The 21,268-nt window shown below is 42.2% G+C and carries 16 protein-coding genes; 12 read left to right on the top strand and 4 right to left on the bottom strand.

Annotated elements, in window-relative coordinates:
* The first annotated feature begins 208 nt into the window (after nt 1-208).
* The 8 genes from FTV08_RS01615 to FTV08_RS01580 all read left to right on the top strand — a co-directional run bounded on the left by FTV08_RS01615 (nt 209) and on the right by FTV08_RS01580 (nt 10,693).
* Nucleotides 209-1,006 (top strand): hypothetical protein, encoded by a 798-nt coding sequence (locus FTV08_RS01615; protein ID WP_044111479.1) that lies wholly within the window; start codon nt 209-211, stop codon nt 1,004-1,006.
* 275 nt (nt 1,007-1,281) lie between these two features.
* Nucleotides 1,282-2,541 carry an iron-sulfur cluster carrier protein ApbC gene (gene apbC, locus FTV08_RS01610; RefSeq protein ID WP_180086361.1) on the top strand — a complete coding sequence of 420 codons (1,260 nt, stop codon included), beginning with the start codon at nt 1,282-1,284 and terminating at the stop codon, nt 2,539-2,541.
* A 257-nt stretch (nt 2,542-2,798) separates the two neighbouring features.
* A complete protein-coding gene (locus FTV08_RS01605; protein WP_004732019.1) occupies nt 2,799-3,392 on the top strand; it encodes a LysE family translocator in 594 nt (197 codons plus the stop codon).
* 123 nt (nt 3,393-3,515) lie between these two features.
* On the top strand, nt 3,516-4,085 hold the full coding sequence (gene dcd, locus FTV08_RS01600; RefSeq protein ID WP_180086359.1) for a dCTP deaminase: 570 nt from the start codon (nt 3,516-3,518) through the stop codon (nt 4,083-4,085).
* Nucleotides 4,086-4,319: 234 nt separating this feature from the next.
* Nucleotides 4,320-6,338 (top strand): hypothetical protein, encoded by a 2,019-nt coding sequence (locus FTV08_RS01595; protein WP_180086357.1) that lies wholly within the window; start codon nt 4,320-4,322, stop codon nt 6,336-6,338.
* A gap of 12 nt (nt 6,339-6,350) precedes the next feature.
* The gene (locus FTV08_RS01590; RefSeq protein WP_004280723.1) at nt 6,351-7,073 is read left to right on the top strand and encodes a hypothetical protein; all 723 of its coding nucleotides are present in this window, start codon (nt 6,351-6,353) and stop codon (nt 7,071-7,073) included.
* Between the two features lie 33 nt (nt 7,074-7,106).
* Nucleotides 7,107-9,392 carry a hypothetical protein gene (locus tag FTV08_RS01585; protein ID WP_180086355.1) on the top strand — a complete coding sequence of 762 codons (2,286 nt, stop codon included), beginning with the start codon at nt 7,107-7,109 and terminating at the stop codon, nt 9,390-9,392.
* Nucleotides 9,393-9,409: 17 nt separating this feature from the next.
* The gene (locus FTV08_RS01580; RefSeq protein WP_044111483.1) at nt 9,410-10,693 is read left to right on the top strand and encodes a hypothetical protein; all 1,284 of its coding nucleotides are present in this window, start codon (nt 9,410-9,412) and stop codon (nt 10,691-10,693) included.
* Nucleotides 10,694-10,746: 53 nt separating this feature from the next.
* Here FTV08_RS01580 and FTV08_RS01575 read toward each other — a convergent pair whose 3' ends face one another.
* The 4 genes from FTV08_RS01575 to FTV08_RS01560 form a co-directional block, all read right to left on the bottom strand.
* Nucleotides 10,747-12,465, bottom strand: coding sequence for a proline--tRNA ligase (locus tag FTV08_RS01575; RefSeq protein WP_044111484.1), 1,719 nt, complete (start codon nt 12,463-12,465; stop codon nt 10,747-10,749).
* Between the two features lie 96 nt (nt 12,466-12,561).
* Nucleotides 12,562-15,669 carry an efflux RND transporter permease subunit gene (locus FTV08_RS01570; protein ID WP_044111486.1) on the bottom strand — a complete coding sequence of 1,036 codons (3,108 nt, stop codon included), beginning with the start codon at nt 15,667-15,669 and terminating at the stop codon, nt 12,562-12,564.
* Nucleotides 15,670-15,693: 24 nt separating this feature from the next.
* On the bottom strand, nt 15,694-16,821 hold the full coding sequence (locus FTV08_RS01565) for an efflux RND transporter periplasmic adaptor subunit (protein WP_180086353.1): 1,128 nt from the start codon (nt 16,819-16,821) through the stop codon (nt 15,694-15,696).
* Between the two features lie 51 nt (nt 16,822-16,872).
* Entirely contained in the window at nt 16,873-17,520 is a 648-nt protein-coding gene (locus FTV08_RS01560; RefSeq protein WP_004732001.1) for a hypothetical protein, read from the bottom strand.
* 286 nt (nt 17,521-17,806) lie between these two features.
* Between FTV08_RS01560 and pilG the strand changes: the two genes are divergently transcribed.
* The 4 genes from pilG to FTV08_RS01540 are packed head-to-tail and all read left to right on the top strand — an operon-like array spanning nt 17,807 to nt 21,245.
* Complete coding sequence (gene pilG / locus FTV08_RS01555; RefSeq protein ID WP_044111488.1) at nt 17,807-18,190, top strand: twitching motility response regulator PilG; 384 nt, start codon at nt 17,807-17,809, stop codon at nt 18,188-18,190.
* Nucleotides 18,191-18,215: 25 nt separating this feature from the next.
* Nucleotides 18,216-18,584 (top strand): response regulator, encoded by a 369-nt coding sequence (locus tag FTV08_RS01550; protein WP_004280710.1) that lies wholly within the window; start codon nt 18,216-18,218, stop codon nt 18,582-18,584.
* A 5-nt stretch (nt 18,585-18,589) separates the two neighbouring features.
* The gene (locus FTV08_RS01545) at nt 18,590-19,126 is read left to right on the top strand and encodes a chemotaxis protein CheW (RefSeq protein ID WP_004280709.1); all 537 of its coding nucleotides are present in this window, start codon (nt 18,590-18,592) and stop codon (nt 19,124-19,126) included.
* A 46-nt stretch (nt 19,127-19,172) separates the two neighbouring features.
* Nucleotides 19,173-21,245, top strand: coding sequence for a methyl-accepting chemotaxis protein (locus FTV08_RS01540; protein ID WP_005106253.1), 2,073 nt, complete (start codon nt 19,173-19,175; stop codon nt 21,243-21,245).
* Nucleotides 21,246-21,268 lie beyond the last annotated feature (23 nt).

The raw sequence follows: 21,268 nt of genomic DNA, 5'->3' as shown, positions 1-21,268 counted from the left end.
ACTTGGACAGCCCGAATACAAAAGCCCGCATCATCTTTAGCATAGAGATTTTCAATACGGATTTGACTCAGCTCATGCTACATCCTGCAAACAATAGCAACAACATGTACAGGCTTTGTTGCAGTTTGCTTACTTCGCCCGATTCGCGTGATGCTTTGTGCTAAAAAATGGCTGATTGTTTATATGATATGCCTAAGGAGGGTACCTCATGACTCAGCAGAACCAAAACAATACGTCGAAGCAAAATCAAGATAAAGAACAACATGCACGCGAATTGAATGATCAGCTTGCAAAAGAGCAAAAGCAAAACGAGCTGGATAAACAGCATAATCAGGAACATAAGAACGGGCAAAGTGCCCAGACCCATGCTGATCAGAAGTCTGATACCCAGCACAACGGCAAAGATGCAAATGCTGAGCAATCAGCGCAAAAAGACAGTTCTCAAGAGAACCAGTCCGATAAAAAAACTGAAAGCTTTAAGATGGATGACTTAAAAGCCAAGGCGATAGCGATCGGTGAAGAGCTATTGCAAAAAGGTGAAAAGCTTCTGAATGAGCTGAAACATGGCAAATCTGACAACCAGCAAAATGCTGAGCAAGGTTCAGATGATGCAAAAAAGGCCAAAGCGGATCATACATCTCAAGATAAATCATCTAACAAGTCAGATAAACAAAATGCTAAAGATGGTCAGACCGATCAGCAGGCAGGTATGGCAAATTTAAAAGATGAAGCCATGCATAAGTTTGAAGATACCAGACAGAAAATCACAGACTTATTCAGCGAAGCCTCGGTTAAGTTCGCTGAGCTGAAACAGATGGCAACTGATACGATGAATAAAATGAAGGATAATCAATCGAAGGAAGGTGATTCTGATCAGCAGCAAGATGCCAAAGATACAGATTCAGAAAGCAACTCTCAGTCCAAAAAGGATGAATCGAAACAAGATCAGGATAAAAATACCAAGGATCAACAGGACAAATCTGAAAACAATAAAAATCATAAATAGTCTGTGATCGTTAAGCCACTTTAATCACAGAAGGTTAAAGTGGCTTAACACGCTCGAGATAAATAAAAAAAATTTATTACATCAAAATAGTCCATCTCTCTTTTCTTTCATTATTTCTATTCACCAAGATTCCATAAAATATTTCACAAAACCGAGTAAAATGGTTGGAAATTGAAGATATCTGTTTCATCTTCTCCAATACAGTGCTTAACCTTCGCCTAAAACCCCGTTAAACTAAGCGATTCAGATGTCGATCTACATTTTTGGAGTAACCTATGTCTTGGCTTTCTTCGCTTAAATCGGTTTTTTCGCCTTCCAAGGAGGTGAACGAAGAAGCTGTGCAAAACGTACTGCAAAACTATATCTTGCCAAATTCCAGCAATGCCTTGAAAGATCGTATTACGCAGGTCAATGTACAGGGTGAGATTCTGCAAATCACTTTGAATACCTATCCAGAAGAAAAAGCGCAGCTGCAACAGATTCATGATGAACTGGCGGAAGCTTTGCAAAAATGTGGTATTCAAGAACTGAATATGCATGTGATTCAGCAGAAAACTGGACATAAGAAAGAAGGGGGTTGCGGGCATAACCATGCTGAAGGTGAAAACTGTTCAAGCGAGCCTAAAGCGGAAGCAAAATCCAATCTTCCCCCTGTGGTTGATGCGTCGGCACAGCCTGCAAAAACAGAAGAAGCTGATCCAAATAATCCACCTATTCAAAAAGCTGCGCCGCAACAGCGTGATGTTCCAAAACACCCAAGGATTCAAAATGTGATTCTGGTGTCATCTGGTAAAGGTGGCGTAGGTAAATCGACCACGACTGTAAATCTGGCTTTGGCTCTACAGAAATTAGGCCTGCGCGTAGGCGTACTAGATGCCGATATTTACGGCCCAAGTATTCCGACTATGCTCGGCAATGCCGGCAAAACGCCAATGATCGAAGCAGAGCAGTTTGTCCCTATCGAAGCCTATGGGATGGCGGTATTATCAATTGGCCATTTAACTGGAGATCACAATACTCCAGTCGCCTGGCGTGGTCCAAAAGCCACGGGTGCATTAATGCAGTTATTCAATCAGACCCTATGGCCAGACCTTGATGTGCTGATGATTGATATGCCACCTGGCACAGGTGATATCCAGTTAACTCTCGCGCAGCGTATTCCGGTAACGGGCGCAGTAATTGTGACAACGCCACAAAACGTGGCCTTGCTGGATGCGACCAAAGGCATTGAATTGTTTAACCGCGTGCAGATTCCGATCATGGGCGTGATTGAAAACATGTCGACCCATATCTGCTCAAATTGTGGTTTTGAGGAACAGATTTTTGGTACAGGCGGTGGCGATAAACTGTCTGAGCAATATCAAGTCCCATTATTGGGTCGTTTACCTTTGGATGCTAAAATTCGTGAAAATGCCGATGCTGGAACGCCGTCAGTGATCGCGGGAGATGCTGCTGCAGAAAGCTATATGCTGATTGCAGAGAAAATTGCCGCACAGCTACCCAAAGCAGAAAAAGACCATAGCCGAATTTTCTAACTCTATAGACAATTCACATATTTAAGCCTTAGCTAAAAGCTAGGGCTTTTTATTTCTTATTTTTAAAATTAGCTCGATTTAAATGATCGAAATTGACTGAAATGACTATCGGGTGTTTATCCTGAAAGCTTATATAAAAATTTGAATTAATTAAAATAAATAAATTTAAATTTTAGATCATATGTTCTCTTACAATTATTTTTTTGCAGCACTGACCGAATTCTTCTATGCTACTCGGATTAGAGCGAGGTCAAACTATGATTTCATGGTTTTTTATTGGTTTAGTGGCAACCATTCTTTTAACACCAGGCCCAACCAATACCTTATTGGCATCTTCAGGCATTCAGGTCGGATTTAAAAAAACATTTCGTTTAATTCCTGCGGAAGCCTTTGGTTATCTGATTGCCATTAGCTTATGGGGCATTCTGATCGGAAAAATTTCCGTTCATCTTCCGCTTTTACCGACCATTCTCAAACTTTTTAGTGCTGGCTATATTCTATTTCTCGCTGTGAAATTATGGCGGACTGCAGAAATAAGCGAAAATCTTGAAAATGTCTCGATTCGCGCACGAGAATTATTTTTGGCAACCTTGCTTAATCCTAAAGCACTTTTATTTGCCTCAGCGATCTTTCCTGTCATTGTCTGGAAAAGCGGCCAACATTATGTGACTCATATGCTGGTTTTCTTGCTTCTGTTGATCCCGATTGCATTCTTCTGGACTTTTCTGGGTTCAATCCTGGCCAGAAAAAACAGTCGCTGGCTCAATCAGAAAAACCTGCAGAAAACGGCTTCGCTGGTATTAATGAGCTTTTCCATTCCTTTAAGCTATTCTGCACTTTTAAGTTTATAAGCTGATCTCAATCAGCAATTTTTTGGCAACTTTAGCTCTAAGCCTTTCACTTATTTTCATTAGTGTCAATTTCAGTTAAAGTACGTCTCAATAACTTGTTCTTAAGATTTTTGGATTATATCAATGGCAATTAAGTCTGATCGTTGGATTCGCGAAATGAGCCAAAAACACGGCATGATTGAACCGTATGCAGAAAACCAGGTACGTTTGGATGAAAATGGTCAAAAGCTGATTTCGTATGGCGTATCCAGCTATGGTTATGACGTGCGTTGTGCACGTGAATTTAAAGTATTCACCAATGTGCATTCTGCAATTGTCGATCCGAAGAACTTTGATGAACGCAGCTTTATTGATATCGAGTCGGATGTCTGTATCATTCCGCCTAACTCGTTTGCTTTGGCGCGTACTATCGAATATTTCCGCATTCCACGTAATGTCTTGACCGTGTGCTTGGGCAAGTCTACTTATGCGCGTTGTGGCATCATTGTTAACGTGACTCCGCTTGAGCCAGAGTGGGAAGGACACGTCACTTTAGAGTTTTCAAATACTACCAATCTTCCTGCGCGTATTTATGCAGGTGAAGGTGTAGCGCAGATGCTGTTTTTTGAATCTGATGAAGTCTGTGAAACCTCATATAAAGATCGTGGTGGTAAATATCAAGGTCAGACAGGCGTTACTTTGCCGAAGACCTAATTGTTTTAAAATATTGAATGACGGGACTTTATGTCCCGTTTATTTTTTTGAGATTTTCATTCATCGGAAACTGCTATTTTTCGCCTAATTGGCTTTGGCATCTGTATCAAAAATCAGCATAATGGATTCCGCATAACCATAAAAAAGATGCGATGCATTATAAAAAATCAAAGATTGGCGGCTGGGAAGCTGAAGCATAAGGTGCGGAGCATCGAATAAAAAGGAAAGAGTGAGATGGCTCAGATAAAAGATATATTTAAATTTCGCAAAAGTTATTTGGCGATGACAATCGGTTTCAGCCTGTTGCCTTCTGCACATGCGATGCAGGAATTATCAGATTCTTCTCTTTCTGACACCACCGGTGAGGGTGTTGCGCTGGTACTTGATGATTTTAAAATGGTGTTTCAAGGTCCTAAAGATCTTTCTGCTAGTTCTAGTTATGCCAGAGGCATTGAAAACCCCGGACAAGCAGATACAGGCTTTATTCGTATTATCCCGACGGGTGAGAATTACAACCAACTTGGGCAGCGTGTATACGACAAAGTTTATAAATCTACATATGATAATGCTTTTCATGTTGAAAGAACGCAGAATTATGCAACTGAGTATCAGCAAGCCTTTGATACCTTAAAAACTGATTTTTATAATGATAACTATAATACGATTAAGAATACTTATGACACACAAGCTAACCGGGACGCATTTAAGCAAGAATTAGTTGATTATTATTATAATACAGACTTTATGAAAGCCTATTATGACCAACGTCGTGATGATTATTATAATGGTGCAGGTAATACCTCACCAGGTATTGATTATGATATCAAGCATGATGGCACAACAGAATATGAATTAACGCCACTGCGACCAAATAAGTCTGATGAATATGCAAATTTAAATACCCTTGAAATGATTCAATTTCTATATGGGCAAAATGCTAATCAGCAGATTCCAAATACTGAATGGAGTACGGCGGTTGATAGGCAGAATATTATTGGAGCAATTGTAGATGCAAGAATTATTGAACTAGTTAAAGCAGAATACAACAAAAAATTGGAAGCTGCTCTAGCCGGAATGATGAAAGATGCAGATAGTGCTGCTATGGCTGAAATCATTGCTAGAGCAGATCAGGCTGCTAAAACTGAAGCTGCTAAAAGCTCTGTGAGCACTTTAAGAACTAAAGCCGATGTATTTATTTATGGTCTGGCATTATCGAAAAGCGATGGTTCTTTAAGCACACGATACAGTAATCAGGGTTTCAGCTGGGGATCAGCAGATAATCCCTGGTTATTTCGGGCAGGAACTGAAAACGTCAAACAGTTTAAGGACGCTGCTAAAGATGTAGGCTATATTGCTTTGGAAGCCCCATTAAGTCCAATTACAGGGGTCGAAAGTGATAATAATATCAAGCTGGGCTTCTGGAGTGATATTTTTGCACGTAAGCTTAATTCCTCTAATGCTGTAGATCCTATAACAGGTGGGCCAATATCAGGACTTGATACGGATTACCGATTAAGAACCCAATTTGTTGCCAATGGTCTGAGTTTTAATGGCTCGCAAGTTCGGTTATTTCAAACCTTAGAATCTGACAATAAGAATTACAGCCAAACATTAGGTATGGCGAGTATTGTTCGTCTGAATACCAATGATCGACCAGAAACTCTAAGCAGTAGCGATAGTAATCTTAACAGTAAAGGTATTCGTCTCAGTACCGCAGCAAAAACAGATGCGCTTGATGGCAATGTCCCGACCCCGGCCTTGAATGGAAGTGATGCTCCTATATTTCATGATTCTGAGGGCTTATATCTCTATAGTCCAAATATTAACTTGGTGCTTGGTAATATGTACCAGCCTTTCGTTGTCGGTTCAGAAGGCAATAATATTATTTTAGAAGTGACACGTATTCCCAATATTCCTGCTATTTATAATCAAATTTATCAAAATTATGGGGGCGGATTGGGTACAACAGATTTAAAGGGTTCGACCTGTAATGTCTATAGTTGTGGTACACCGATTAAAAATAATGTGTCAGATACCACCGCACTTTATCAAGGGCGTAATGCGACTCACAGTAGTATCTCAATAGGGACTACAGAGCGTATCTCAGGAACAAATATGCTGCGTGCCAAGGATGGTGTGAATTCAACAGGAATCGTATTTAAAAATACTGAGGGTGTAAGTAAGAATTTTGGATCTGCTGTCATTGATGGTGTCCTGATTCAGCATCTGAAAATTAGAACAACTGGTCTTTAAGGGAGTATAAGAATGTCCAAATTAGTAACACTCTGTGCATTATTATGTACTTCTATGGCCAGTCTTGCCGGATTGGAAGCCCTTGATCAGCAAGCACTAACCAATACAGTGGGGCAGGGTGGAGCTGATCTTAACTGGACTTTATCTTTAAACCATGTTTATGCGACAGATTTAAGTAAAGATAAAATTTCTCGGCTTGATGGAAGTGGCAACCCGCTAGAAGTATTTTATGTTCTAGATCCCACCGCTTGTGGAGCAACAAAACAATTTTGCCGTCTGGCAATAGCGCCGAATAACCATGTCGATGCCAATGGAAATAAAAAGTGGTTAGTCTTTAAAGGCATTCAAGGCACGATTCAGATTGATAAGTTTTCGATCGATGGAACAACCATCATTAATCATCGTAATGAACCACAAACGGCGATGCAAATTACCTTTTATGATCACCAGCCTTTAAAGATCCGTAATTTAGGCTTTAATACAGTTTCCATTGAAACGGGTACAGGTGCTGGCGCCTTGGAAGGTTATGCCAATACAGGTGTTTATAGTACGTATACAGGGCGTACCTATAATGCCGATGGAACTTATACAACCGCGCCCCAAGATGTTCCTTCATTTGATAAAGGTGCTGAAAAAGGATTTATGGGGTTGAACGTTCATGGAAATCTGCATACGTCAGGCAATTTGAAAATATTTGGTTATAACTGTACAGGTGGAGCACAAAGTCGTTGTTAGTAACAACGTCAAGTACAGCATAAGGATATAAAAATGAAAAAAACAATAATAAAGTTGAAATTGCTAACGGTATGCATGTGTCTTATACAACAAGGTTATGCACTTGAAACTATTGAAGAGCAAGAATTGAGTGAAGTCACTGGACAAGATGGTATGGTGATTACTCATGAAATTTCTAAAGCCAATATTGCTCAAGCCAATTGGTATGATCCAAATCCAACTGCCAACACTAAAATGGGTTTAGGTCTACATAATGTTGAGATTATTGGAAAAGATAATAAACCAATCATTAGTCAACTTGAAATAGATGTAGGTGCCACTTCACAAGGGGCAGGACTTCGGCTAGCTGCAAGTGTTTCACCGTTTCAAGCCACTGCAGATTTAAAATTGGTAAAGATCGCCTGTACGACCAATCCATGTAGTCAATCTGCGAATAGTATTCGGACTACGGGTACTCAATCTAATCAAACTTTGGGTGCATTAGGGATTAGTACCTCTACACCGCTTAGTGTGCTATTACAAACCAGTGCAGGTCTATTTAATAAAGATTCAATTGCCAGTATCGATTTTCAACTTAAAAATGCCACGATTAGTCATAAATTAGGCGAAAATAGTCTGATTTTGAATGACTTTAACTTTAACTTCGCGGGTCAAGGATATATGTACATTGACCCGGATGAAGGCGTGGTACTCACCACACGAAATGGCAGTCAAGATCATTATGTGGATCTAAAGCGTGCTGAAGATATTACTGATATCGCGGCTGGCCGGGTTAATCCGACCAATCCAGGGGTTAATATTGACCTGCGTTATAATACGCCAAATAATGAACGCAAAAATATTATGCGTTTAGGAGCTTCGGGTGCAGTCACTAACGCAAGATTATCCATGAGTGCAGATCAAACCCAGATAGGTACTTTTGATGTTAGTAACAAGGTGAATGGTGTACTAGAACGTCAGGACAAAGCTGCAACAGGTTACAGTGGCCTGGTCGGAGAAAGTGGGTTGAATCTAGGCTTGTCTGCAGATTTTACAGGTACTAATAGTACCGGGCTTTCAGCAACTATGGCACCTACAACACTTGAGATTGGTCATACCGGGAAGGGAAGCCATGCTGTGCAATTTTCCAATCTCAGACCATTGACTACACGTAATGCTGACGGTTCCTTACACGGTAAAAATGCTTATATCGACTTTGGGAATATATATATAAATACCATTACTGCAAAAAGTCTCGATTTCATAATCAATGAAAATATGCAAAAGACTTTAGGTAGTAGTAGCACTGTACTTAAACAGACACTTAGTACCGCCACGAATGGAGAGGATTTTGCCTATATCACCGTACGTGGAATGGATTTTCAGTCCATTGCTGCTAAAGCACGTTTCATATCAGATAACTCTTTGGCGGAAATTGGTGGCGATGGTGGTTCATGGGGAATCGGTATTCCTATTTATAATTTAAATGCCAATGTTGCCTTGTCTGGAACGACTTATGGAACAAACAATAAGCAAGCAATTGCGTATAACATTATGGCATCTACAGAAGGCTATGGAATTGACAAGAAAACCGGTTTACCAAGCACAACCTCGATTATATTGATTGATGGCAAGAATGGCGATCATGGTGAGGCTGTTAACTATTATGCTGGTTTTAGGAATATCGATGCTTTGATCAAGTCAGAAGGGATTATTAGTTATAAAGATGAAGGTATTTATATTCGCGCTGATAAGCTGCTGATTGGAGCCAAAGCTGAGCTTGCGATTGGTCAATTACCAGGATCTAAATATAATTGTACCAATGCATCGATCGCTAAATGCGGGAGCTATGTGCCTCACGATAATTTTTCTAAACGTGATGATGTCCTGACGAATATTGCTTTTAAACTTGATGGAAATGGTGAGCTCCTGATTATTCCTGGTATAGACCCAACCAGCGGTTCACCAGATACCAACTTCCTGTCATTTGATGCAAACTTTAAGTTTAGACCCCTTACCGCAGAAGAAACTGCAAACAAAGATAATTTGGGCAGCTATTTTAGTATTGCCAATGAAGATATTGACTCAACGGGGGTATTAAAAACTTCGTCAATTAACTTTAACCGGATGGAAGGTCATTTGGGTGTCAAAGCAAAAGTTCGTGTTAGTGCAGATACAGTGACTTTGGATAATCAGGTCAAACTCAATTATGAAAATAATATTGCAACACCATTTAAAACCAATTTTGCCATGGCGACCAATGGCAATATGCAAAACATGGCAAGTATTGCACTGACTGGTGGAACCATTCGTAGCACGATGGGAATCACACCACGCTAAAAATCAGGATGAGAAAAATGAAAAAAATAATATTAAAAAGTCTAGTGGTAGCTATGATGGGCCTAAGTGGCCAGGTATCTGCATTAACCTCATTGGAAGACCAAGAGCTCTCAGAAGTCAATGGGCAGGCTTTATTGTCAATGGAGGTTCAGTCTGGATTTAACCAGATGGATAATCTAGGAGCTACTTATGACCAGAGTAATATCTCATTTTATAAATTAGGCTTGGAAGCCGAGATGGAAATTAATGCCAATATAAAAAAGCTACAACTCGGGTGTGGCGGTGTTAATGGTGCAACCGGCTGTGATATTGATATTGATCATATTGCCTTAAGTGGTAATCCTACGAATGGCGCGGATCGTGCCGCGACTTCAGCTCTGATTACTAATCCATTTGTACAATTTGCCATAAAAAATCCAAATCAGGCATCTACACGTGAAGTTTTAGGTTTCCGTTTAAGTGCGGAAAAGATTTCAGGTCTATTGACAATGGGGACAGAAAATAGTGCTACACCAAATGGTATTAACAGTTTCAGTGGTTATATGAAAACAAAATCTTCATCAGGAGTTGCAACAACCGCTCCTCGTGTTATGGATTATGCTGCAACTGGAATGAATATTGAGGGCACGGTAAAAGGCACTATATTAGGTCAACCATTACCTCTGGATTTACATTACACATCTAGCAATTATGCTTTCCAGTTAAATTCTACAACAGCACCTTTTGCTATTCCTGCTACGATAGTGTCAGGAACAAGAATGAAAGAAGTTGTACTAAAAGGGACAGGGACAGTAGGTCGTATTGATTTTAAAGGACCATTAAAAGCAGAATTATTGGATGGAGCATTAAAATTAGATAAAGATATTACAGGCTACTTAACCGGGCTACAGACAGACATTACCGTTAAACAAAATCTCGGACTTATTCATGCTTTATATTTAAATAATCCAGCTTCACTCTCCTTGCAATCCCAAAGCATTTTATGGCCTGGTGCAGCAGTCGCAGCAAAACAAGGGTGGTGGCTGGCAATGGAAGATGAAGTGGATTTAGGAAGTATTTCACCTTCATATAGTGTGCCAATTTCAGATGCTGTTTTAAAGCAAACTATTGCAGGAATTAACCATGATTTAACCACTAATGTGCGAGATTGTGGAAGTCTGGTTTTTGGTTGTGTGCTAGGAAGTGCACTTGATGTAAAGGAAATTAAAAATCCTGCGCTACTTGATTTCCCTCTTACTAATTTAACTTTACAAGGCCAGAACTTTAAACCGAACTGCTTTGGTGGACATAAATTCTGCTAAGTTTAGTTATAAAAAATCCCGCATTACGCGGGATTTTTTATAAGAAAGCAAAATTATTTAGCAATTTTTGCCAATAATTCTTCTTTCGAAATATTTACTGATTCAGCATCGCGGCGGCCTTTATATTCAAAAGTACCTGCATCCAAGCCTTTTTCACCAATCACAATACGATGTGGAATACCTGTAAGCTCAAGATCAGAGAATTTCACGCCCGGACGTTCATTACGGTCATCGAGTAACACGTCAAAACCTGCAGCTTGCAATTCAGCATAGAGTGCTTCCGCAGCTTCCATAGTTCTTGGAGATTTGTGCGCATTCATCGGCACAATGGCAACTTCAAACGGTGCAATGGCAGTTGGCCAGATAATGCCTTTCTCATCAAAGTTCTGCTCGATTGCAGAAGCCACCACACGCGTCACGCCAATACCATAACAACCCATTGTCACAGTGAACGGTTTGCCATCTTCACCCAAGACTTTACAGCCCAAAGCTTCAGAATATTTTTGACCCAACTGGAAGATATGACCCACTTCAATACCACGTTTGATTTGAAGCGTACCTTTACCATCTGGAGATGGATCGCCTTCAACCACGTTACGTAGGTCATAAACTTCAGTGAACTGTGCATCACGTTCCCAGTTTACACCTGTTGCGTGTTGATCTGCTGCATTTGCACCTGCAACAAAGTCAGACAATACCGATGCTGCACGATCAACAATGACGGTGATACCTTTTTCGACCAGACCTTGAGGACCGACAAAGCCAGCAGTTAAGCCAAGTGCTTGAAGTTGTTCTTCAGTAGCAAATGTCAAAGGCGCAGCAATTAAAGGATGTTTTTCAGCTTTAATTTCATTCAGTTCGTGATCGCCACGAAGGAATAATGCAACCACAGGTACATCTTGACCTTCTTCAGTCGCAACACCTTGAACCAATAAGGCTTTTACTGAATGAGCAGGATTGGTACCCAAGAATGCTGATACATCTGCAATGGTTTTTTGATTTGGTGTATCTACCAGTTTGAGTTCTTGTGTAGGTGCCGCACGCTCACCGACAAGTACTGCTTCTGCCATTTCAATATTGGCTGCATAGTCAGATTCAGTCGAGAAGGCGATATCATCTTCACCGCTTGAAGCCAGCACGTGGAATTCGTGAGAACCTGAACCACCGATTGAGCCAGTATCTGCTTGTACTGGACGGAAATCTAAACCAAGACGGGTGAAGATTTTGCAGTAGGCTGCATACATGTCGTCGTAAGTTTGTTGCAGTGATTCCTGATTGGCATGGAAAGAGTAGGCATCTTTCATGATGAATTCACGTGAACGCATTACGCCAAAACGTGGACGAATTTCGTCACGGAATTTGGTTTGTACTTGGTAAAAGTTTGCAGGCAATTGCTTGTAGCTTTTTAATTCGTTACGTGCAAGATCAGTGATCACTTCTTCATGCGTTGGGCCCAAAACAAATGGGTTGCCATGGCGGTCGTTGAAGCGTAAAAGTTCAGGACCGTATTGTACATAACGACTTGATTCTTCCCATAAAGATGCAGGTTGAGTCACCGGCATATAGACCTGAAGTGAACCGACTTTATCCATTTCTTCGCGAACGATCGCTTCAACTTTATTTAATACGCGAACGCCCATCGGCAACCAGGTGTATAGACCTGAAGCCAACTTACGAATCATACCGGCACGAAGCATCAGCTGATGGGAAATAACCTCAGCATCGTTCGGGGTTTCTCTTAACGTTGCAAATAAAAAGCGACTCGCGCGCATGGAAACTGTCCTAAAAAATTAAGCGTTAAAGCAGGGATTATACAATAAAAAATGAGGTGAGCATTTGGGAATGTCACCTCATTGTATTGCATTAAATTATGCCATGATTTTACGTGCCTGACGCAGTATAAAATTCTTAAAGTCATCCAGGTAAGTAAAGATCACCGGCACCACCACCAAGGTCAGCAGGGTAGAGGTAATCACGCCACCAATCACCGCATGCGCCATCGGTGCACTTTGTTCGCCACCTTCACCTAGCCCTAGGGAAAGTGGCACCATGCCCATGACCATGGCACTGGTGGTCATCAGAATAGGACGCAAACGGGTTTTACCAGCGGCAATAATTGCATCATAACGGTCTTCACCGCGGTCCATGGCCTTCTTGATGAAGTCGATCAGCAGAATCGCATTCTTGGTCACCAGCCCCATCAGCATGATAATGCCGATAATCGAAAATAGATTCATGGTGGAATTAAACAGGAATAAGGCCAGAAACACGCCAATCAGCGACAATGGCAGTGAGGCCATAATTGCTGCAGGATGAATAAAACTGTTGAACTGCGAACCGAGCACAATATAGATAAAGACAATCGACAGGGTAATCGCAGTCAGTGCATAACCTGCGGATTCTGCCATGTCGGCATTGGAGCCTTGAGTGTCGAAACTATAACCCGGTGGCATATCGAAATTTTCTTGCAAGCGGCTGATATCCATCCCGATGTCGCCTGCAGGACGTCCTGAAGTATTGGCCTCGACCAGAACTTCACGTGCCAGATCACGTCGATTAATCTGCGAGGCACCGAGTTTTTCTTCAAATTTGGCCACGCTCGAAAGCGGAACCAGAATTGGTTGATTATTGGCATCGGTTTTATTTGAGGTGATATACATATTCTGTAAATCGCTAGGCAAGCTGCGCTGGTCTTCGGTCAGGCGCAGATTCACATCATAGGTTTCACCTTTTTCATCCTGCCAGGTCGTGACATCATCACCGGCAATCAGCGGACGCACTACATTGGCAATCTGATTGACTGATAAACCTAAATCACTGGCCAAGACGCGATTAATCTGTACATCAAGAGTTGGCTTGGGTTCTTTTAATGAAGTTTCCAGATCGACAATGCCATTAATTTTCGCCATTTCCGTCATAAAGCGATCAGAAATTTTTTGCAGTTCATCCAGATCCGGGCCTTTGATCGAAATCATGATTGGCTTCTGGCCACCAGAAACGGTTTCATCGGCGGATGCCACCGAGGTAATGCTGATTCCTGCAACCGATTGTAGACGCTGGCGGAATTCATTATTCAGGTCATTCAGGGTCTTTTCACGTTCGGTACGCGGCGTTACAGTCACCCGTAAACTGACATGGTTTTTACCGCGGTCAGTTGCGCCATTAATCACCCCATAAGTGGCTTTGACATCCGGATGCTGACGAATAATCTGATCCACCTGCTGCAGTTTGGCTTGTGAATATTCAAGCGATGAATCGACCGGTGTTTCAAACTTGATCCGGATTTCGCCTTTATCCGGAACCGGTACAAATTCTGTACCAATCAGCTTGGATAAACCCAAAGCACCAAATAATGAAGCCGCAGCAATCATTAAGGTAATCAATCTGAAGCGCAAGGCCAGTTTTAATAATTTTTCATAGACATGGCTTAGATTGTCCAGCTTGCCGGAGATCCAGCTAAAGAAATGTTTCACCCGACCTGGTTTTTTGTTTGGATCTTTTTTCTTTTCTGCCCAATGTGCTGAGAGCATCGGGTCCAGGGTAAAGCTGACAAACATCGAGATCAGAACGGCCATACTTACCGTGACCCCGAACTGGTAGAAGAAACGGCCAATAATTCCGCCCATAAAGGCAACAGGCAGGAATACGGCAACAATGGTCAATGTCGTGGCCAGTACGGCTAAACCAATTTCTTTGGTGCCATCGAGCGCGGCAGTGACATGATCTTTGCCCATATCGGCATGCCGGACAATATTTTCACGCACCACAATCGCATCATCGATCAACAGACCAATACTCAAGGACAGCGCCAGCAAAGTCATCATATTGATGCTAAAGCCAAAGGCCCAGATAAAGGTCAGCGTGCCCAAGAGTGCAATGGGCAGAGTCAAACCGGTAATCACAGTTGAACGGAAAGAACCCAGAAAAAGTAGGACTATCAGCACGGCCAGTACCGCACCTTCAATAATGGTGCGGGCTACATCGCCAATGGTGCCGCGGATACTTTTGGAGGAATCTACCACTACTTGTAAAGTAGTGCCTTGTGGAAGCTGCGCCTCAATACTTTCTAAAGTTGCGTAGCTCTTGTCTACTACTTCGATGACGTTTGCATCTGAACTACGCAAAATATCAATCGCTACTGCAGTTTTGCCATTCAGAAAAGCTGCGGATTCCAGCTCTGCCTGACTGTCTTGAATATTAGCCACTTGTCTGAGGAAAATTGGTATGCCGTTTTTATTGGCAATGACCAGATCGCCAAAAGCAAGGGGATGCAGCACTTTGGAATTGATTTCAATGACCAGTTCCGAATTACCCGATTTAAGCGTCCCCCCCGGGACTTCAATATTTTCGGCCTTTAAGGTATTGATCACGCTATCTACACCAATGCCAAAGGCTTGCAGTTTTTGCGGTTCCACCTGAATCCGAATCTGGCGCTGCGCATCACCAAGCAGATTGACCGTTCCCACCCCAGGGACTGTGCGCAGTTGTGGCACAATCCGCTGATCCAGATAAGAACTGAGCGCTTTTACATCCATATTGTCGGATTCAAATACGATCGACATCACCGCATTCGCCGTCGGGTCATAACGTTCGACAATCGGCTCCTGAATCTCATCACGAAATTCAGCAGTTACAGAAGCGATTTTATCCCGCACGTCCTGAGCTGCTGTGGTAGATGTCACATCCAGATTAAATTCAGTGGTGATGATGGACAGGCCTTCACTGGACTGGGAAATGACCTGTTTTAAACCGGAAATGGTATTGATCTGATCTTCAAGTTTTTTGGTAATTTCCGATTCAACCGTTTCCGGAGAAGCACCCGGATAGTTGGTATAAATCACCACAAAAGGGAAATCGACATCAGGGAATTCTTCAACGCCCATCCGCTGCCATGAAGCCAGCCCCAGCACCATCAGGCAGAACATCATCATGATGGTAAAAACCGGATACTTCACACTAATTCGGGTAAACCACATATCAATGATCCTGTGTGAATGGCTTTAGTTGGCGCGAAGGGTGACAGTTTTTTGCAGATCAGCTTCGCTAAACTTCACCCGGCTGACCTGATCACCATTTTCCAGTCCTTGAACCACAGCAATGTTATCGCTATAACGCTGTTCCAAAACCTGTATGTTGACCTTGATAATTTTATTCTGGCGAATTACCCAGACATAAGGTTTATTCTGAATGTCTTGAACAGTATCTAATGGAATCAGCTGGCCAGAAATCTGTTGTGGACTCAGAATGTTGCCTTCGACAAAGGAGCCGATACTTAGCGAGGGAATGGTTTCATTCGGCTTGGCAAAGAATTCGATCTGACGACTGGCCTGATCTGCAATTGGGGAAATCCGGCTAATTACGGCAGTGAGCCGATTTGGATTCCCTTGAATGCTGTATTCGACTTGACTGCCCAGTCTTAAGTCTGATTGCAGATCACTGGGTACGCGTGCCTGAATTTCCAATCGTTTTGGATCGACAATTTCAAACAGGGTTTGTCCAATCGCCACGGTTTGACCCGGTTCGACCTGACGTTGGGTAATCACGCCACTGATCGGGCTGGTCATGATGCCATCACGATCTGCTTTCTGGGCAATATCAACATTGGCTTGCTGGGCACGAACATTTTCCAGCTGTGCCTGATAGTCCACCTGACTTTGTTCATATTCTACTTTTGAAATAAAACCCTGATCGAGCAGGCGCTTTTTACGCTGCATCATATTGCGGGCCTGATTGGCTTGCGCTTGAGTTGAGGCCAGATTCGCACGTGCCTGTGCCAGACGGGCTGCATTGTCCTGATTATTCAGGCGTACCAGCACTTGTTCCTTGACAACTGTTTGACCTACCTGCGCGTTTACGCTGGTGGCAGTAGCAGAGACCTGTGCTTGTATGCTGCTTTGATTGACTGCACGAATGGTGCCGGTGAATGCAGTTTTTTGAACTGAATTGCCAGATTGAACTGCAACTAGATCTTGAGGAATGACTTCAATGGATTTGGGTATTTCGGTTTGCTGGACGGGTTCATTTTTATCACAAGCCACTAAAAACATATTTAAGCAAAGTGCACTCATGATCAGGATAGAGCGCGGGGAAGGCATATTTAAATCATGAGAATGCGGTGCAGTTTGCATATGAGTCCTTTTAGCGTGCTATGGATCAAAACCACGGCCAGCTATTTGTATTTATTCAAGTGCTTTTAAACGGGCGATAATTTTGTCGTATTCTGCTTCCAGATTTCGATAGCGACTTTGTAAAGATTGAATATTTTCTTTCTGGGAAACGAGATTTTTCTGGTTATTGTCTAATGTTGTTTTCAGGTGTGCCGGTGGGGTTTTACCTTTACGTAAATATTCACGTTCCTGACGCACAAACATGACCCGATCTTTTTGCAGTTGCTTCATTTGTTCTTGCTGGAAATCAATCTGTTTTTTTAACTGCACCAGGCTGTCATTCTTTTTCTGTAAAGCGGTCTGGCTATTATTATAAGCGCGCTTGAGTTTATGGTCTTCGGCAATCCGCTGCGCCTGTTGGGCACGTTGTGGCGCTTGCCTGATATCCGCTTCGGCATTATAAGGACGCGCTCGCTTAATGACCTGCATATTCTGGTCAAGTGCTTCATAGCCATAACGGATATGATTGGGTGTGACGTTAGTACTGATATTGGCCACACCTTTGCTGTCATAATAACGATACCAGGTGGCTTTTTGTGGGAGTTGGTTACTACTCGCACACGTTAAGCTCACCTGTAACAATAGCAGCGCAACAACAATGAATTGACCAGTCATTTTATTTTTATCAATGACAGCAAGTTTTCTTAAAAACTGACTCATCATTGGCTCCCCGAATTTAAAGTTGACTAAATTACTTATTTTAAAGTAATAATCTTGTTATATTAGACTTAAATTTATCAATAAAAAACTACCGTTAGTCAAAAAAAAACCAATAACGATAAGAAAATGTGAAGCTGTTATTAAAAATAAATGATTTTGTCTACTTGTGTAGAAAATGTTCATTGATAATACAAGTGACTTTATGTTAAAAATGTTTATCGATCGTAATAAAATAATCCTATGAGCCTTATGGCATATAGTTTCTAAAATGGGAAGGGTTAAACAAATGGACGATAAATTCCAAAATCTAAAAATTATGGTTATTGATGACTCAAAGACCATTCGTCGTACTGCGGAAACTCTTCTTCAACGCGAAGGTTATGAGGTCATTACTGCAGTAGACGGTTTTGAGGCTTTGTCAAAAATTGCCGAAGCAAATCCAGATATCGTTTTTGTAGATATTATGATGCCGCGCCTGGATGGTTACCAAACCTGCGCCTTAATCAAAAACTCTCAGAATTACCAGAATATTCCTGTGATTATGCTATCAAGTAAAGATGGCTTATTTGATCAGGCCAAAGGTCGTGTCGTGGGTTCAGATGAATACCTGACCAAACCTTTTAGTAAAGATGAATTGCTAAATGCAATCCGTAACCATATTAGTGTTTAATATTTGATTTTTTTGGGGAATTGGCATGGCACGTATCCTAATTGTGGATGACTCACCGACAGAAACTTTTCGCTTTAGAGAGATTCTTTCTAAACACGGCTTTGAGGTGATTGAAGCAGCCAATGGCGCAGATGGCGTCACCATGGCACAGGCAGAATTGCCGGACCTAGTCCTGATGGATGTGGTTATGCCGGGCGTGAATGGTTTTCAGGCGACCCGCCAGATTGCACGTGGTGCAACGACCAAACATATTCCAATCGTGATTGTGAGTACTAAGGATCAGGCTACTGACCGTGTATGGGGCAAGCGTCAAGGCGCAGCGGATTATCTAACAAAACCAGTCGATGAAAAACAATTAATAGATGTAATTAAGCAGCACCTCAATGCAGGATAAGCTCTATGGCAGCAAATGGATTTATCGAATTGCTTCGCATTGCGAAACGGGGGAATAAAAACTACGTTTCCAATGGCAATGAAGTTAACCGATGGTCGGGCATTGCTTTTGAGATGATGGGGCAATATTTTGTTGCCCCGCTGGGGGAAGTATCAGAAGTGATTTATCCCCCAGAATATACGCCGGTACCCAAGACGCAAGCATGGGTGTTGGGTCTGGCGAATATCCGGGGAAGACTGTTATCGGTTTCTGATCTGACGCAGTACGTATCAGGGCAAAGCAGTCAATTTTCACCGACTCAAAAAGTATTATGTATCAACCATAATGACCAGTATGTGGGTTTGGTCGTAGATCAAGTTTTGGGTATACAACATTTCAATAAGAAAAGTTTCTTTTCGAAGAAATCTGAATTGGATAAAAACTTACAAGAATATTGTCAGGGGTTTTTCCATCAGCACAACCAGCAGTGGCATGTGTTTTTATTCAGTCGTCTGTTGCAAAATCCAAAATTTATGAACGCATCTATAAAATTTATAAATTAAATGTCGCGCTCGAAACTAAGCAAGGCGTCAACCGGGGAGAGGCTGCATGGGCTTTAAACTTAAAAAGAAAAATACAGGTGAGAGCACTGGCCGCAAAGGCGGTAATGCTTTTTTAGCTAAGATTCAAACGCAAGTAGATCAGTTATCACGTGTCTTCGGTGATAGTGAGAAATCAAAACCGCTGATCTATGGAGCAGCAGGCTGTCTTTTAGCCGCACTGATCACTTTATTGTATCTTTTTTATAGTGTTCCACGTACCAATGAACTCACTCAAAGTCTGGGTGATTTGCGTCTCCTCTCGCAAACGATTTCGCGCCAAGCGACTGAAGCGACAGCTTCGGGTACGCCTGAGGCCATGAAGAACCTGACTGATTCGCAAAAAGCTTTTGCTGAAAACCTTGAGACAGTTAAAAGTATTCACTCTAACAATGATGCTTTGCAAGCTGTTGATAAACAGTGGACAGAAGTATCCAGCAGTATTGATCTGATTACCTCGCAACAAAAGATTATTAACCAGTTATACGACACCAACATCGCGATTGGTGAAGCGATTCCGGGGATTCAGGCGGAATATAACTTGATGGTCGACCAGATGGCACGTCAAGATATGCCATCGAACCAGGTGGTTATTGCCAAAAACCAGGTATTCATTGCAGAACGTATCTTACGTTCAATCAGTTTGGTACTGACAGGTAACGATGGTTCACGTGAATCAGCGGATGACTTCAGTGCCGATACCGAAACTTTTGGTTCTTATCTGAATGCACAGTTAAATGGTTCTGCTGAACTGGGTGTACAGCGTATTGCTGATCCAACCCTGCGTGAATCTCTGGAAGGCATCAAGGCTGAATATGATGACGTACTGGAATCTGCATCAGCGATTATTCTGAAAAACTCTACACAGATCGTAAAAGTTCGTCAGGCAGCCGCATCTATTTTTTCTCAATCTGATGTGCTTTTGGACAACCTGAATAAATTATCGGGTAACTCAGGTCTTAAAACGGTTGTTCCGGCAGTCCTTCTGATCGCATTATTAGTCGGTTTCTTGCTGTGTGTATTCAAGTTACTTTCTCTGCGTGGCTTGTCGGATAAGCAGCGTGTAGGCCGTTTACAAGAAGAATATGACCGTAACCAGAATGCGATTTTACGTTTACTGGATGAGATCGCCGATCTTGCAGATGGTGACTTGCGTTCATATGCAACCGTATCTGAAGACTTTACCGGTGCGATTGCCGACTCGATTAACTTTGCGATCGACCAGTTACGTGATCTGGTATCGCGTATTACTGAAACTTCTCAAGAAGTTGCGCAATATACTGCAACTACACAAAGCATTACCAACCAGTTAGCTGAAGCATCTGAACATCAGGCACAAGAAATTGCCGGTGCTTCTGCAGCGATTAACGAAATGGCATTGTCGATTGACCAGGTATCTGCCAACGCCGATGAATCAGCGGTGGTAGCAGAGCGTTCAGTACAAATTGCTGCAAACGGTGCGGATGTCGTACATCGCTCGATTGAGGGTATGGACACGATTCGTGAACAGATTCAGGAAACTTCAAAACGTATTAAACGTTTGGGTGAATCTTCTCAGGAAATTGGTAACATCGTAGCCTTGATTAACGATATTGCTGACCAGACGAACATCCTGGCATTAAACGCAGCAATTCAGGCATCGATGGCCGGTGAAGCAGGTCGTGGTTTCGCGGTCGTAGCCGATGAAGTACAGCGTCTTGCGGAACGTTCAGCTTCTGCAACGAAGCAGATTGAAGGCCTGGTAAAAACCATTCAAACGGATACGAACGAAGCCGTTATTTCGATGGAACAAACTACATCGGAAGTTGTACGTGGTGCGAACTTGTCTAAAGATGCCGGTGTAGCACTAGATGAGATTCAAACAGTATCGAACAACCTTGCGAAACTGATTGCGAACATTTCTGATGCTGCGAAACTGCAGTCAGCATCTGCAGGTCATATTGCGACCACGATGAATGTCGTACAGGAAATTACCTCGCAAACCACCAGTGCAACCTTCGATACAGCACGTTCAGTATCTGAACTGGCAAACATGGCCGATGCATTACGTGAATCTGTATCTGACTTTAAACTACCAGAATAAAGTCAGACATGATGGGGAAATGT

Source organism: Acinetobacter sp. YH12226, from assembly GCF_013417805.1.
Classification (GTDB): Bacteria; Pseudomonadota; Gammaproteobacteria; order Pseudomonadales; family Moraxellaceae; genus Acinetobacter.
Note: the sequence above shows the minus strand (reverse complement) of the source record. Positions and strands in the feature narration are given on the sequence as shown.

Bases quoted from the DNA above. Each gene is read 5' to 3' on its own strand.
- FTV08_RS01585 (WP_180086355.1), top strand. From the start codon at position 7,107: ATGAAAAAAACAATAATAAAGTTGAAATTGCTAACGGTATGCATGTGT.
- FTV08_RS01540 (WP_005106253.1), top strand. From the start codon at position 19,173: ATGGGCTTTAAACTTAAAAAGAAAAATACAGGTGAGAGCACTGGCCGC.
- FTV08_RS01595 (WP_180086357.1), top strand. From the start codon at position 4,320: ATGGCTCAGATAAAAGATATATTTAAATTTCGCAAAAGTTATTTGGCG.
- FTV08_RS01565 (WP_180086353.1), bottom strand. From the start codon at position 16,821: ATGCAAACTGCACCGCATTCTCATGATTTAAATATGCCTTCCCCGCGC.
- FTV08_RS01575 (WP_044111484.1), bottom strand. From the start codon at position 12,465: ATGCGCGCGAGTCGCTTTTTATTTGCAACGTTAAGAGAAACCCCGAAC.
- pilG (WP_044111488.1), top strand. From the start codon at position 17,807: ATGGACGATAAATTCCAAAATCTAAAAATTATGGTTATTGATGACTCA.
- FTV08_RS01615 (WP_044111479.1), top strand. From the start codon at position 209: ATGACTCAGCAGAACCAAAACAATACGTCGAAGCAAAATCAAGATAAA.
- FTV08_RS01605 (WP_004732019.1), top strand. From the start codon at position 2,799: ATGATTTCATGGTTTTTTATTGGTTTAGTGGCAACCATTCTTTTAACA.
- FTV08_RS01590 (WP_004280723.1), top strand. From the start codon at position 6,351: ATGTCCAAATTAGTAACACTCTGTGCATTATTATGTACTTCTATGGCC.
- FTV08_RS01560 (WP_004732001.1), bottom strand. From the start codon at position 17,520: ATGAGTCAGTTTTTAAGAAAACTTGCTGTCATTGATAAAAATAAAATG.
- dcd (WP_180086359.1), top strand. From the start codon at position 3,516: ATGGCAATTAAGTCTGATCGTTGGATTCGCGAAATGAGCCAAAAACAC.
- FTV08_RS01545 (WP_004280709.1), top strand. From the start codon at position 18,590: ATGGCAGCAAATGGATTTATCGAATTGCTTCGCATTGCGAAACGGGGG.
- FTV08_RS01580 (WP_044111483.1), top strand. From the start codon at position 9,410: ATGAAAAAAATAATATTAAAAAGTCTAGTGGTAGCTATGATGGGCCTA.
- apbC (WP_180086361.1), top strand. From the start codon at position 1,282: ATGTCTTGGCTTTCTTCGCTTAAATCGGTTTTTTCGCCTTCCAAGGAG.
- FTV08_RS01570 (WP_044111486.1), bottom strand. From the start codon at position 15,669: ATGTGGTTTACCCGAATTAGTGTGAAGTATCCGGTTTTTACCATCATG.
- FTV08_RS01550 (WP_004280710.1), top strand. From the start codon at position 18,216: ATGGCACGTATCCTAATTGTGGATGACTCACCGACAGAAACTTTTCGC.